Origin of the sequence: Ruegeria sp. (assembly GCF_040830605.1) — a bacterium.
In the GTDB taxonomy this organism is placed as follows: domain Bacteria; phylum Pseudomonadota; class Alphaproteobacteria; order Rhodobacterales; family Rhodobacteraceae; genus Ruegeria.
Window position 1 is genome coordinate 520,900 of record NZ_JBFOMD010000003.1, and the last position, 14,252, is coordinate 535,151.

Here is a 14,252-nt window from a genome sequence, read left to right on the forward strand (position 1 = left end):
TCGAGGGACGGGTTGGGCACGGCACAGGCCTTCAACCTGCGCAGACATGTGCTGCATCCTCATCAGTGCGCCACCCCTGCGGCAACGCTTTCGTCGATGAAACGGCCCTCTTTGAAGCGGTCCAGAGAAAACGCCTCGGTCAGCGGCGAGTGGCCGGTGGCCATCAGCTGCGCCATACCCCAGCCCGAACCGGGGATCGACTTGAAGCCGCCCGTGCCCCAGCCGCAGTTGATGAAGCAGCCACCCAGCGGCGTTTTCGACAGGATCGGTGAGCGGTCGCCGGTCATGTCCACGATGCCGCCCCACTGGCGCAGCATCTTGAGGCGCGAGATCATCGGGAAGGTCTCGACCAGAGCCCGCACGGTTTCCTCGATATGATGGAACGAGCCACGCTGGGTGTAGTTGTTAAACCCGTCGGTGCCGCCGCCGATCACCATCTCACCCTTGTCGGATTGCGACATGTAGCCGTGCACGGTGTTGGCCATCACCACCACATCCATGCAGGGCTTGATCGGCTCGGAAACCAGCGCCTGCAGCGCGATCGCCTCGAGCGGCAGACGGAAGCCCGCCATCTCGGCCAGTTGCCCCGAGTGGCCCGCGACCACGATGCCCAGCTTGTCGCATTCGATGGCGCCCTTGGAGGTCTCGACCCCGGTGACGCGGCCGTTTTCCTGCCGCACGCCGGTCACCTCGCATTTTTGGATGATGTCCATGCCCATGTTCGAGCACGCCCGGGCATAGCCCCAGGCCACCGCGTCGTGGCGCGCGGTGCCGCCGCGTTCCTGCCAGAGAGCGCCCAGAACCGGATAGCGCGGGCCGTCGAGGTTGATGATCGGCACCAGCTCCTTGACCCGCTCGGGCCCGATCCACTCGGTCTTGACCCCTTGCAGCGCGTTGGCATGCGCGGTGCGCTGATAGCCGCGAATCTCGTGCTGGGTCTGGGCCAGCATCATCACGCCGCGGGGGCTGAACATGACGTTGTAGTTCAGGTCCTGGCTCAGATCCTCGTAGAGGCCACGCGCCTTCTCATAGATCGCCGCCGAGGGGTCCTGCAGGTAATTCGAGCGGATGATGGTGGTGTTGCGGCCCGTGTTGCCACCGCCCAGCCAGCCTTTCTCGATCACCGCCACATTCTGGATGCCATAGTTCTTGCCCAGATAATAGGCGGTCGCCAGACCGTGGCCGCCCGCACCGACGATGATCACGTCATAACGCTTCTTGGGCTCGGGCGAGCGCCAGGCGCGTTCCCATCCGGTGTGATAGCGCAGGGCCTCCCGCGCGACGGCAAAGGCTGAATAATGTCTCATGGGCGAATCCGATCAGGTTTCGTGATTGAGCGCAGATATGCCGCGCGGCGACAGTTTACCCCTGCCGCACAACGCCGCAATATCACGCTATTGCGACATGGTGGCCCTTCGCGGCCTTTTGCCTCTTTTTTCATCCCCCTCGCAGGAGTAGATGGGGGGCAGATGCTGGAGAGCCCATGACCTTCTGGATTGTGATTTCGCTGATGTCGCTGCTGATCGCAGCGCTTCTTGGTCTTGCGATGATGCGCGGACGCCGGGATGCCGAACCGGCGGCAGCCTATGACCTGCGGGTTTACCGTGAACAGCTTGCGGGTGTGGACCGCGACCTGAGCCGGGGCGTGATCGCCGAAGGAGATGCCGAGCGCATCCGAACCGAGATCTCGCGCCGCATTCTGGCCGCCGACGCGCAGGTGCAGCAAGAGCGTGAAGGCAGCGGCCCTGCCCGTCCGCTGACGCTGGGCACAGCCGTGCTTCTGGGGGCGGTTCTGATTGGCGGAGCGATGATGCTGTACCGATCGCTGGGGGCGCCGGGCTATGGCGACCTGCCCTTGTCGATGCGGCTGGAGTTGGCCAACGAGATCCGCGGCGAGCGCCCTGATCAGGCCGCTGCCGAGGCGCGGATGCCCGCGCATCCCACCGCGCAGGTAGATGAGAGCTATGCCCGCCTGTTGACGCAACTGCGCGAGACCGTGGCCGGGCGCCCGGACGATATTCAGGGGCAGACCCTGCTGGCCCAACATGAGGCTAATGTGGGCAATTTCACCGCCGCCTATGCCGCTCAGCGTCGGGTCGTCGAGCTTTCGGGCGATGCCGCCGGTGCTAACGAGTTCACCGATCTGGCCGAACTGATGATCCGTGCCGCAGGCGGCTATGTCTCGCCCGAGGCGGAAGCGGCGCTGAAACAGGCGCTTGACCGCGATCCGGGCCATGGGCCCGCGCGGTACTACTGGGGGCTGATGCTGTCGCAAATCGGGCGCCCGGATCTGGCCTTTACCCTGTGGCAGGAAACCCTGGCCGCCGCCCCGGCTGGCGCGCCATGGGGTGAGGCCATTCGCGCGCAGATCGAAGAGATGGCCTATCGCGCAGGAGTGAATTTTGCCCTGCCAGCCGAGAGTGCACCTCTGGCCGGCCCATCCAGCGAGGACATCGCCGCCGCCGGGGAGATGAGCGCCGAAGAGCGGCAGGAGATGATCCGGGGCATGGTCGACCGTCTGTCCGATCGCCTGGCCACCGAGGGCGGCGCGCCCGAGGAATGGGGGCGGCTGATCGGGGCACTGGGCGTGCTGGGTGAAGGCGCCCGGGCGCAGGCGATCTATGACGAGGCGCGCACCGCCTTTGCCGCCGACGACGCCGCGCTGCAACTGATCGACGAGGCGGCCCGCGCCGCCGGGCTGACGCAATGATCAACGACAGGTTCGAGGAGTTTGCGGCAGCGCTTGCGCCGATGTCCGCTCTGATGGGGCTGGATCTGGGCGACAAGACCATCGGAGTCGCCGTCTCGGACCGGACGCGTGGCGTGGCCAGCCCGCTGGAGACCGTGCGCCGCAGGAAATTCTCGCTGGATGCCGCCCGGCTGATCGAGATCGTGACCGAGCGTGAGATCGGCGGCATCGTTCTGGGCCTGCCCCGCAACATGGACGGCACCGAGGGGCCGCGTTGCCAATCGACCCGTGCTTTTGCCCGCAATCTCACCCGCCTGACCGAGTTGCCCATCGGCTTCTGGGATGAGCGTTTGAGCACGGTTGCCGCCGAAAAGGCGCTGCTTGAGGCGGATACGACACGAAAACGTCGCGGACAGGTGATTGATCACGTGGCTGCAGGGTATATCTTGCAAGGGGCGCTGGATCGGATGCGCTTTTTGTGAGGGGCCGGAGGCCGGGTATGACAAACATGGTTTGGAAACGGGACGAGATCGAAAGCCCCTGCGTCCAGATTTGCGTCGTGCATCCGACCGAACGCATCTGCACCGGCTGCTACAGAACGCTCGATGAGATCAGCCGTTGGTCCAAGATGGATGGCACCGAGCGTGCCGCGATCATGGATGAACTGCCCTCACGCAAGCCGCGCCTTGCCAAGCGGCGCGGTGGCCGGGCGGCACGGCTGGATCGGTAATGCCCGGCCAGACAGGCCGCGCCGGACCTTTGGTGCGATTTCAGATATAGTGGCACTCTGTACCCAATCGTCGGCGGCACCGTTTGGCGTGCCCGGATGCGCAAGGAGGCCAAACATGCATGTCGCTGGATTTGTGATCCCTGTGCCTGAAGAGAACCAGAGCACCTATCGCCTATGGGCGGCCAACAGCGCGAAATTGTTCAGGGAATACGGGTGCCTCGAAATCGTCGAATGTTGGGAAGATAACGTGCCCGATGGCAAACACACCGATTTTCGCCGCGCGGTCGATGCAAAAGCAGGGGAGAAGATTGTGTTCACCTGGCAGATCTGGTCGGACAAGGCAACTCTTGAGGCCGCGGAAGAGAGGATGAGCACGGATCCGTGCTTTGATATTCCCGAGGATATCCCGTTTGACCCCACGCGCCTGATCTTCGGCACGTTCACCCCGATCCATGCAAGCCTACGCAGCCAAGGCGAAAAACGTGCTGCATCGTGACCGGGGCAATGCCTGTCGGCACCGCTTCATGCCCGCGTCCCGCCATGATTGCACTCACGGTAGCAATTGCGCCTTGCCTGCATAGCACTACTGAAAATATCATGCAGTGGCAGGTCTCGCTTTTTTTTGGGGCCCCGCACTGATTTTTCATGTCCTGAGCCCGCTCGGGGCCACATATTTATTTCCGCCCGGAGGCACACCATGCCCGACGCATTGTCCAGATTGGAAACGCTTGCCACTGCATATAAATACCTCACCGGAGCGCAGGATGTCGTGGACGGCCTGCGCAAGGTCAAGGCCTTTGCCAAGAAAAACCCAAAGAACCTGTCCGAGGCCAAGAAAATCCTCGGCTTGGCCAAGGACAAGTACAAACCACTCAAGGATTTCTTCTCCAAAACCCAGACCGAGGTGCTGGCCGCGGCAAAAGAGGGGTTTCCGCCCATCCCCGATCCAACGTCGGAAGCGCGCAAGCGGATGGAGAAGATTGCCAAGTCCAAGGGACCGAACAGCCCGGGTTTTGAGAAGGAACTGACGATCTACATCAAGCTGCTGCAGAAATACGAGTACGAGCTGCGCGAGCGGATGTCTTACATGAAGCTGGTCACGACTAAATGCGATCTGAACATCAAGAACTTCACACTGATGAACCAGATCATCGACGGCACCATGATCGCGCTCAAGGCGGTGTTCGTGGCCATCCCCGAGGCGCAGACCGCCGCCGGCAGCGAAATCCTGCAAATCATGAAGGCCGGTATCGAAAAGCACCCGAGGGCCGTTGCAAATGCCTATAGAAAGCTGAAAGCCACCGCGCAGGCACACGAAAAAGACGTGAAGCGCGATCAGGTCTATGCAAAGGCGGCGCTGAAAAAGGCTTGCGACAAGAAACTGAAGTTTGTGATGGAAGACGCCAAGGCGTTCTTCAAGAAGCTGTTCTAGACGGCGGAGCGGCCCGCCATGCCGCGCTTAAAAGCCCCCATCCGTGGCAAGAGGAACCGGGAAGAGAAAAGCACCTGCCCGCTTCTTCTTGCCCCAAATACGCAAAATGTCTGCCGGTGCTGCTCGCGCTTTCTACGAGGCCATGAGCCAGGCCTTGGCGCCTTCGATGTCGGCACTTTCGAAATAGTGGGTCCGGGCGTTCAGGAACCGTGACGCCACCCGTTGCGCCATGTGTTGCCAGCCCTTGTCGCCCGCCACCGCGACCCGTTCAGGGATGCCAGCACGTTCGCGCACCAGACTGAAATGCGCACCCAGCGCCGAGAGCCCTTGCCAGCCGTCGAACTCGGTGAGGTCGAGCAGCAGGCGGAACCCATCGCGTTCACGGATATGCGCGTCCAAGTCTGCCTCGGCCTGGGCAATCACTTCGGGGTCGAGCTTGCCCATGAGCCGCACCTGTAGGCAGGGCCCGCCCAGATCGATCATATGCACCGCTCCTAGCGACTCGCGTAGCCAGCGGCGGGCGGTTTCAACCTCGGCCAGCTCGAAAACCTGCACCGGACAGGGCAGGATCGGGGCGGCCAGACGCACTCCGATCTGCACCCATTTCTGATCGGCCACCACGGCGATGCGGTCAAAGCCACGCCAGTGGTCGAGGCCCAGCCGCGTGTCGGCCCAGGCGGCGCTCAGATCATAGCCCCTGAACTCCTGCCCCATGATGACCAGCAGGCGGATGCGGTCATGCGCGGCCAGTGCGTTTTCGACGGCGGGCACAAGGGTTTCGGTGTAATCGGCGCTGGTGATCTCTCCGGAAAGCTCGGCCTCGATCAGCGCCCCATCCATTTGTTTCATAATGGTAATCATGCTTTTCAACCCTGATACTCGCGACACTGGCCGGAGGTTACGGGGTTTCGATCCAGGCTGTCACGCCCCCAGGAGATTCAGGGCGAAAATAGGCGATCATCCGACCATCGGACCCGGCGGTGGCGGTGTCGGCCCAAGGTGCGACGCCGTGCAGGCAGTGGCGATGCAGCAGGTACGCCTCACCCGGGCGGGCGGGCAGTTCGACGCGCTTACAAGTGTCAAAGACGCGGCGGCGGGCGGTCTGATAGATCTCGGTGACATCGGCCAGAGCCATCTGATCAGGCGGAAGCCCCGAGAGCACTTCGGCAAAGGCGGCGCCCAGAATGTGGTGGCTGCCCTCCCACACCACCATGGGTGCGGCGTCCGCGCTGGCCTCGGTCAGCGGCAGGCCGAGAATCCAGGCATGCGGTTCGTCCACTCGGCGGCGGCGGTCCGGGCCTGCAGGTTTAAGACCGTCCACATGCGCCGCGTCCCGGCGGGCGCGGTAGCGGGCGGCAGCGTCGCCCTCGCCCGCGCGGGGACGGGGGTAGCCGGGGTAAATCACCGAGACCTGCCCCTTGTGCAACGGATGCGTCCCGAGATGCGCGGCAATGAACTCCATTGCCTGCCCGGCAAGCGGACCCGAGCCGCCCACCCTGCCCTGCGGATCGTTGTCTAGCGCATCAACGCCGATGAACCACGTCCCCTCGCAATCGTGCCACTGGGCATGGGCGGGATCATCGACCGAGGCGCTCGCGGCGGGCAGCGCGTGTGTGACCCATTCGACCACCTGCGGATCGTGGGGAAACTTGATCCAGCCGCGTGTCAGGAAATCCTCTACCATCCCAAGGCCTTACGCAGCATGTTGAGGGCCACCAGCGTCAGGAACACCGCAAACACCCGCTTGAGCGGTTTGGGGTCCATCGCATGGGCCAGTTTCACCCCCCAGGGCGTGGTGATCATGGTCATCGCGATGACCACGCAGAAGGTCACCAGATTGACCGCGCCGACGGTCAGCGGAGGTCGGTGTTCCGGTGCGATTTCGAGAAACAGAAAGCCCAGAACCGACGGCACCGCGATGATCACCCCGAACCCGGCGGCGGTGGCCACGGCGCGGTGGATGGGGGTGTTGTAGAGGCTCATCAGCGGCACCCCGAAACTACCGCCACCGATACCCATCAGCACCGACATGAACCCCACCAGCGGCGACAAAACGCCGCGGCGCGCACCGCTCGGCATCGCCTCGCCCAGTCGCCATTCAGCGCGGCCGAGGCCCAGATAGGCGCCGATGACGATGCCCAGTATGCCAAAGAGCGCCTGCAGCGCCTCGGAGCGCAGAGCCGAGGCCACCAGCACGCCCAGCACCGCGCCGATGGCGATACCCGGCCCCCAGCCGCGCAGGATGGTCCAGTCGACTGCGCCTTTCTTGTTGTGGCTCAGCACCGACCGCAGCGAGGTGACGATGATGGTGGCCAGCGAGGTCGCCAGGCACATCTGCATCAGTTGTGAGCCGCCATAGCCAAGGCTTTGAAAGGCATAGAAAAACGCGGGCACCAGCACGATGCCTCCGCCCACGCCCAGCAACCCGGCCAGAACCCCGGCAAAGGCGCCGATCACCAACAGGAGGCCCAGCATCTGGGCCAGCATTACAGGATCGGGGGTCATTTAGCGCTCCGGTCTGATATTTGGGTAGTGGTAAGTGAGTTCGCGGCCCGACTGCAAGACCGGGGCTTGTGCTTCACGCATCTTTCAGGAGTTCGGCCAGCGCAACTTGCGCCCGGGCCACCACCTGCGCATCTGGGTTGTCGAGTGAGATCAGAGCCTTCCACAGCCCCCATCCCCGTGCCCGGTTCAGGGTGTCATTGTCCAAGCCGACTGTGTCCAGAAACACCGCCCGCGCGGGGCCGCGGAAAGCGGTCCAAGCGATGGTCAGATCGCAGGCCGGATCGCCGATGCCGCATTGGCCGAAATCCAGCACTGCGGAAAGCCGTCCCTCGTGCATCAACAGGTTGTCGGGCGCGATGTCGCCATGCACCCAGACGGGCGGGTGCGGCCATTGCGAAGTAAGCGCCCGGGCCCATACCGCCTCGGCGCACGTGCGTTGTCTATCGCCTTGGAGGTGGTTCAGCGCAGCCTGCGTTTCGCCGTCGTAGACGGCAAGCGCACCGCCTCGGTGAAAGTCATGACCTCCCGCAGGCGGGCCGCCATCAGCGGGCACACGGTGCAGCGCAGAGAGGAACCCAGCGAGATCACGCGCCAGTGTTGTGTGCCAGGCAACATCGCCGTGAGATGCGTCCTGCCCCTCGATCCACCGCAGGATGGACCAGGGATGCGGATAGCCCTCGCCCGGCTTGCCCATCGCGACCGGTTCAGGGATTGGCAGAGGCAAATGCGGTGCCAGCCGGGGCAGCCAGTACTGTTCCTTGGCAACCTGCACGGCATAGCGCGAGGCAGTCGGCATCCGCAGGGTGTAGTCGTGCCCGAGGCGAAAGCTGCAATTGTCCCATCCACCCGGCTGGATCGGAGTGATTCCAAGGTCCGCAAATTGCGGAAACTGCGCAGCCACCAGCTGCTGCGCCAATTTGAGACTTACCTGTACCCGATCCCTGCCCGCCATCAGGCCGCGACGGTGGCGGACACCTGCGCCAGCGCGGCCTCGACCAGTTCGGGGCCCGCACCGTCGCGCACCGCGCTCTCGGACAGCGCCCGGCGCCACGCCCGCGCCCCGGGGCGACCTGCAAACAGACCCAGCATGTGCCGGGTGATCTGGTGCAAACGCCCGCCCGCCGTCAGATGCGCGTCGATATACGGCAGCATCCGGCGCACCACGGTCGGGGGATCGGTGGCCTGTCCAATACCATAGATCTCGGGATCGGCAGCGCAGAGAATATTGGCGGGCTGATGATAGGCGGCGCGGCCGATCATCACACCGTCCAGCCCGGCATCGAGATGCTTGCGCGCCTCGGCCAGCGAAGCGATGCCGCCATTGATCGAGATATGCAGGTTCGGGAATTGCCGCTTCATCCGGTGTACGCGGTCATAGTCCAGCGGCGGAATGTCCCGGTTCTCTTTCGGGCTGAGCCCCTGCAGCCACGCCTTGCGTGCATGGATCGTGACGCGCTCGCATCCGGCGTCAGCAATGCGGGCCAGGAAGTCGGGCAGAACAATCTCAGGATCCTGGTCGTCCACACCAATGCGGCACTTGACGGTAACTTCTACGTCAACCGCATCGCGCATTGCCGCCACACAGTCGGCGACGCGGGCGGGGTCCTTCATCAGCACCGCACCGAACGTGCCGGACTGCACCCGGTCCGACGGGCAGCCGCAATTGATGTTGATCTCATCATACCCCGCCTCTTCCCCGAGCCGCGCGGCCTTGGCCAGTTCCTCCGGATCCGACCCGCCCAGTTGCAACGCAACCGGATGCTCCACCGGGTCGTGATCAAGCAGATGCAACGCCCCGCCCCGCACCAGCGCAGGAGCGGTGACCATCTCGGTATAGAGAAGGGTCTGGCGGCTGAGCAGCCGATGCAGATAGCGGCAGTGGCGGTCGGTCCAGTCCATCATCGGGGCCACGGAAAGTCTAACATGTTGATTTATTTGCATTTTTGTGTATCTTCAAACTGTTGGCGGCGATTATCGCTACGTTGGGGTATGTCCAGATGTCCCAAAATTTGCTTCATCTAAAGACTCCTTACACAGACAGCGCGCAAAAAAAAAAGGACTACCATCGCCATGCTTTCTTCCGGTGCGTAACCTCCGGGCGGATCAGACGAAAGGGTAACTCGTGCGAGACGTTCCTCCGCCGCAACGATGCCCATCGCAGGGAGCACTAGGCTGAGATCCGGGCAAACCCGTAGCTGGCACCGAACAAGCCTTCCCACGCATCAAGGCCTTTGGCAAACTCATCGATTTGCATATAGCCGATATTTACACGGGGGGAAAACCATCGCGTCGCAGCAAGGCCGCAGTGCTCACTAACTTGACGTGCAATCCGGGCAGGACAAGCACCGGGCATGTCGGTTCCCAGAAGCTAATTACCTGCTGCAAGATGCGTGCAAAGCAAGGTGCTCCGCCTGGAGCACTGGAAAACAACCTGAAAAAGGCACAGATCACAGTTTTTCCAACAAAGCCGGCCAGTGCAGGTGTTTTCAATCTATCCGCCAAATCGTCAATCGATTTATGCTATGCTGAAACCAGATTGAGCCCAAGGAAAGGGAATTGAATTGGTTGGTTTCAGGGCTTGGCTGGAAAGTGTTTCGCTTGAGGCGCACCATGACAAGTTGGCGGCCAATTCTATTGATCTGGAAATCATCACTGAACTCAGCGAGCCCGATCTGATTGAGCTTGGTCTCAACTTAGGTGACCGAAAACGCATGCTGCGCGCAATTAACGACTTACGGCAGTTGCGACAAACTGGTCCCGACGCGCCCTTGGCTGAGGCCAAGCCTCATCGCACCAGCGCATATTCCAACGGCGATGTTTCTGAGCGCCGACAACTCACACTGATGTTCGTCGACCTAGTTGGTTCGACTCAGCTGTCCACTGCTTTGAACCTGGAAGACTACAAGGATGCGCTCCATGTTTATCAGGACTGTTGTCAGGAGATCATTCGGGCCAGGCACGGGCACGTCGCAAATTTGATTGGTGACGGCCTGGTCTGCTATTTTGGCTATCCCAGAGTTGAGGAGAACGACGCAGAGCGCGCCGTTTTCGCGGGGCTGGAGATCTGCAGGGCCGTTTCGCAACTCAGGCTCAAAGACGGGCAGAGGTTGCAGGTCCGCATCGGCATTTCCTCTGGTGACGTGGTCGTCGATGAAAACGCGTCTCACGGCAGCTTGGCCCTTGGCGACGTGCCGAACCTGGCGGCCCGCGTCCAGGCGGTCGCCGATCCTGGCACCGTGGCTATCAGCGATTCAACCAAGCAATTGATTGGTGAAAACATTACCTGCCAGTGGATGGGACATCACGCTTTGAAAGGATTTCAAGACGAGGTCGGCATTTGGCAAGTCGTCACGTTTGATAGCAATCGCTTGCGTTTCCAGGCGCGGCAGTCCGGTCGAAAAACGCCATTGGTCGACCGCAAAGACGAGCTACAGCTGCTCGAAAGCCAATGGAAGCTAGCAAAGCGTGGCGAAGGTCGCGCTGTAATGCTGTCGGGCGAAGCCGGCATCGGCAAATCGCGGCTTGTCGAGGCGATTGCAGAAAAACAGATTACCCACAATTCCCTGCGCCTTGGCTTTCAGTGCCTGCCCAACCACGAGGCCAGTTCATACTATCCTGTCATTTCGCTCATCAGTAGTCTAGCGAGAATCAGCCGCTCCGACGCTCCCGCGACGAAACTCTCCAAACTCCGGAAATTTGTCTCCGGCTGGTCGCTCAACGGGGAAATCACGGTCGATGTATTGGCAAGATTGCTGTCTGTTCCAGTCACTCCGACTGAGCGCAACCCTGACGACGTGTCACCCGACCAACTGAAGGAACGAGTCCAGGAAACGCTCATAAGAGTTATCCTTGCGCTGACCAACCAGCGGCCGGTACTTTTGCTGATCGAGGATATACACTGGATCGACCCATCGACTGAAGAAATCGTTGATCTCCTGATAGAGCGGCTTAAATCGACGCGGGTTCTCATCGTTTGCACATTTCGACCTACCTACAGGGCACGCTGGACCGGTCTCGCAGGGGTGATGTCGCTGACCCTGTCCCGTTTCGACGAAAAACACATGCGCGAAATGCTGGATAATCTTCTCGAGCAGGGCAAAATAGTGCCCGAGATCGAAACGCAGATCATATCCAAAACTGACGGGGTTCCGCTTTTTGTGGAAGAAATGGCGCGCCATGTTCGCGACCGGTATACATTCCGGTTACCGGACAAGTCGGGCGGTCCGCTGACACTCCCATCGACGCTGAAAGAGCTGCTGCAGGCGACTATCGACAAAATCGACTCGGCGCGCAGGCTGCTGCCGATCTGCGCCGCCATTGGCAACAATATCTCGGTCGCAATGTTGCAAGCGGTTGTCGACGACGCCCATTTCGATACACAGATGGCCATTGATCGAATGGTCGACGAGCAAATCCTGGTGCCGCATGGCAGCAAGGCGAACCGCGTGTATTCGTTTCGTCATTCGCTGATCCGTGACGCGGCTTACGAACTGATGCTGCCGAGCCGTGCGCGCAACTTACATCGCCGCATCGCTGAAGTAATGGCAGGCAGCTTTGTAAGCTACGTAAAAGATCATCCAGAGCTTCTGGCTCAGCATTATTCCCTCGCGGGAATGCCGGCCAATGCCCGGGATTGCTGGCGGGACGCCGCTAAAATCTCAACCAGCCGATCTGCAACGGAGGAGACGATACAACACCTCAATTCAGCCCTTGGCGAAAACGAAAAAATTGAAGATCCACACGAGCGAAGAACCCAGGAGATTTCATTGCGCAAGATGTTCAACGTCGCGCTCAACACTCAGGCATTTGGATCGAAACAGGTGATCAAAAACTTTCGGCGGATGCACGACCTGCTCAGAAAGACCGACGCGGATATCAAGGATTCGTTTCTGGCGCTTCACGTGCAATACGGCGCGCAGATCATGCTGGGGCAACCGAAAAGCGCGCGGGGGCTTTGCGAAGACATGAACACGCTTGCCGATCAGGAAAACGACCCGACGATGCTGACCATCGCTGCGCACGATACCGGGATGTGCGATTTCATGTTGGGCAATTTGAACGCGTCGATTGCGGCATTCGACCGCGCGCTGTCATTGCGGCCCCATGGGTCACAGAAGGACATATTGAGGTATCACGCCGCGGATGTCCGCATGGTCGATGTTTCGATGCGCTGTTGGGCCCGCACACTCGCTGAGGGCGACACGCCGGAAGTCCGGGCAGAACTTGACGCCGCTCTGGCGAACATCCGGGCCGAACCGCACGAATTCTCGCGCTGTTATGGCCTGAACATACTGGCCGCAGCATATCAGATTTTGGACGACAGCACCGCGCTTCTCGAACTTGTGCAGGAGGCTGCGAACATCAGCGACAAACGCAAGTTCCAATACTGGCACGCCTGGGGCGGCATATTGCGCGGCTGGGCGCGCGCGCGCCAGGGCGAACATGCAGCAGGAACGGCGCACTTGCGGCAGGCAATTGAGGACTACCTTGAAACCGGTTCAACGCAAATCCTGCCATATGCCCGCACCTTACTCGCGGACACCTACCTTATGACTGCCGACTTTGAACGGGGTCTGCTTGCCATCAAACAGGTGCGTCAGGACGAAAATACACTCACTGTCCGCTATCAGGTCCCCATCACCGATCGGGTAGAGGCAGCCTTGCAGAATCTGCAGGCCCAAAAGACGTGAGCGTTATCCCTGCATTACATTCGCCTCACCGGGCTAGGGATGTAAATTTTCAGTGACAAGCCGCACTGCTTCATATGGCCAGGGATGCAGTTATGCCCCCACACATTGCGGTAACGAACGGTCTTATGAACAGTACCATGCGACATTGATCTGCGCGTGCAGCAACGAGGTCACTGAGTCGCATCCAGCCATGGCGGTTTGTCCTTGCAAGATCCACCTGCACAAAAGACACCAAAATTTGGAATGGATGCCGGGACCGAGATGTCGAAGTCATCGACATAATCCACGAACCAGATGTCGATACAGGAGTCCGCGGAAATTTTGTAGACAGGATCTCCCTTCGGCCGCGCAACACCATTGATCTGCAACAACACCATTTGAATTCCCAGCCCCCTGGCATGGAAATTCTGCCTGTAGTCTCCTCCGTTTGGCCCTTTCAGAGGTGGTCCATTTGGGTCTGCTCTTGTTGTTTTGAGACTGTTACCGTTTATATTGAACACCCACCGTATATTGATTGGGATGCCCGAAATTTCATTGGTCATATCATCTCGGCAAAGCACAAACTTTGTTGTCCAAATATCGAATTGCCCGCGGCCGAGGCCGTCATAGTTCACCGGACTCACGGTATTTTGTATTGCGTGCATCGAACTTCTGCCGAGTATCGGCGTTTTATACGGAACCATGCTGAGTTTCGCGCATTCCTCAGCGCCGATTGTCGATACGTTGAGGATAACGGTCGCGGCGACAGCCGGCATTCCCCCTTGCTCCAAGCCTAGCCCAAGGGGTTGCGTCAACGGATTACTCTTCAGGGCATCAATTGTTTCAGGCTCCAGGCGCGTCCATGATTTCGTGTCGAAACCAAGGCCTGTTAGGGCTCTGGACAGCGCAACCACATCGAATTCGCGTTTCACAAGCTGGCCCGCCGCATTCTCATGGGCGTAGCTGTAGCTCACTTTCGGCACAGTCACGACATCTTCCGACTTGCCGTAGGCGACGGTCGCATAAACTGCAAACAAGGGCAAAAACAAAAGTTGGGTGAAAAAAGATGAGTAGTCACCACGCGTCATCGAAAATACTTGCATAGCGTTTCTCCATTTCAAAATGTGCCGCTTTCACGGCCTTCACAAAGGGTGTAAGGCGGACGGCGTTTTAATCACTCCGCCTCAAATCAGTCATTTTTTGTTCGCCTGCAGCTCAATTACTATT

13 protein-coding genes are annotated in these 14,252 nt (G+C 60.4%); 6 read left to right on the forward strand and 7 right to left on the reverse strand.

Annotated elements, in window-relative coordinates; translation table 11 throughout:
• Positions 1-62 precede the first annotated feature (62 nt).
• Positions 63-1,307 (reverse strand): sarcosine oxidase subunit beta family protein, encoded by a 1,245-nt coding sequence (locus AB3N21_RS06420; RefSeq protein WP_367934434.1) that lies wholly within the window; start codon positions 1,305-1,307, stop codon positions 63-65.
• Positions 1,308-1,483: 176 nt separating this feature from the next.
• Between AB3N21_RS06420 and ccmI the strand changes: the two genes are divergently transcribed.
• The 5 genes from ccmI (at position 1,484) to AB3N21_RS06445 (ending at position 4,851) form a co-directional block, all read left to right on the forward strand.
• The gene (gene ccmI, locus AB3N21_RS06425; protein WP_367934435.1) at positions 1,484-2,710 is read left to right on the forward strand and encodes a c-type cytochrome biogenesis protein CcmI; all 1,227 of its coding nucleotides are present in this window, start codon (positions 1,484-1,486) and stop codon (positions 2,708-2,710) included.
• Entirely contained in the window at positions 2,707-3,171 is a 465-nt protein-coding gene (ruvX, locus tag AB3N21_RS06430; RefSeq protein ID WP_367934436.1) for a Holliday junction resolvase RuvX, read from the forward strand. The genes ccmI and ruvX overlap by 4 nt, the downstream gene beginning before the upstream one ends.
• Before the next feature lie 17 nt (positions 3,172-3,188).
• Positions 3,189-3,419, forward strand: coding sequence for a DUF1289 domain-containing protein (locus AB3N21_RS06435; RefSeq protein ID WP_171173411.1), 231 nt, complete (start codon positions 3,189-3,191; stop codon positions 3,417-3,419).
• Between the two features lie 115 nt (positions 3,420-3,534).
• Positions 3,535-3,915: a DUF1428 domain-containing protein gene (locus AB3N21_RS06440; protein WP_367934437.1), complete on the forward strand. Its 381-nt coding sequence runs from the start codon at positions 3,535-3,537 to the stop codon at positions 3,913-3,915.
• Positions 3,916-4,116: 201 nt separating this feature from the next.
• Complete coding sequence (locus AB3N21_RS06445) at positions 4,117-4,851, forward strand: hypothetical protein (protein ID WP_367934438.1); 735 nt, start codon at positions 4,117-4,119, stop codon at positions 4,849-4,851.
• A gap of 132 nt (positions 4,852-4,983) precedes the next feature.
• On the opposite strand, the gene AB3N21_RS06450 is transcribed toward AB3N21_RS06445, so the two are convergent.
• The 5 genes from AB3N21_RS06450 to dusA form a co-directional block, all read right to left on the reverse strand.
• Entirely contained in the window at positions 4,984-5,700 is a 717-nt protein-coding gene (locus AB3N21_RS06450) for an STAS/SEC14 domain-containing protein (protein WP_367934439.1), read from the reverse strand.
• Between the two features lie 49 nt (positions 5,701-5,749).
• Positions 5,750-6,535: a hypothetical protein gene (locus tag AB3N21_RS06455; RefSeq protein ID WP_367934440.1), complete on the reverse strand. Its 786-nt coding sequence runs from the start codon at positions 6,533-6,535 to the stop codon at positions 5,750-5,752.
• Positions 6,529-7,356 carry a sulfite exporter TauE/SafE family protein gene (locus AB3N21_RS06460; RefSeq protein ID WP_367934441.1) on the reverse strand — a complete coding sequence of 276 codons (828 nt, stop codon included), beginning with the start codon at positions 7,354-7,356 and terminating at the stop codon, positions 6,529-6,531. Before AB3N21_RS06460 ends, AB3N21_RS06455 begins: the two co-directional genes overlap by 7 nt.
• A gap of 73 nt (positions 7,357-7,429) precedes the next feature.
• Positions 7,430-8,272: an aminoglycoside phosphotransferase family protein gene (locus AB3N21_RS06465; protein WP_367934442.1), complete on the reverse strand. Its 843-nt coding sequence runs from the start codon at positions 8,270-8,272 to the stop codon at positions 7,430-7,432.
• 35 nt (positions 8,273-8,307) lie between these two features.
• Entirely contained in the window at positions 8,308-9,297 is a 990-nt protein-coding gene (dusA, locus tag AB3N21_RS06470; protein WP_367934443.1) for a tRNA dihydrouridine(20/20a) synthase DusA, read from the reverse strand.
• A 620-nt stretch (positions 9,298-9,917) separates the two neighbouring features.
• Here dusA and AB3N21_RS06475 point away from each other — a divergent pair.
• Positions 9,918-13,046: an adenylate/guanylate cyclase domain-containing protein gene (locus AB3N21_RS06475; protein WP_367934444.1), complete on the forward strand. Its 3,129-nt coding sequence runs from the start codon at positions 9,918-9,920 to the stop codon at positions 13,044-13,046.
• Between the two features lie 170 nt (positions 13,047-13,216).
• Here the strand turns inward: AB3N21_RS06475 and AB3N21_RS06480 are convergent, their stop codons facing one another.
• Complete coding sequence (locus tag AB3N21_RS06480; protein ID WP_367934445.1) at positions 13,217-14,128, reverse strand: hypothetical protein; 912 nt, start codon at positions 14,126-14,128, stop codon at positions 13,217-13,219.
• Positions 14,129-14,252 lie beyond the last annotated feature (124 nt).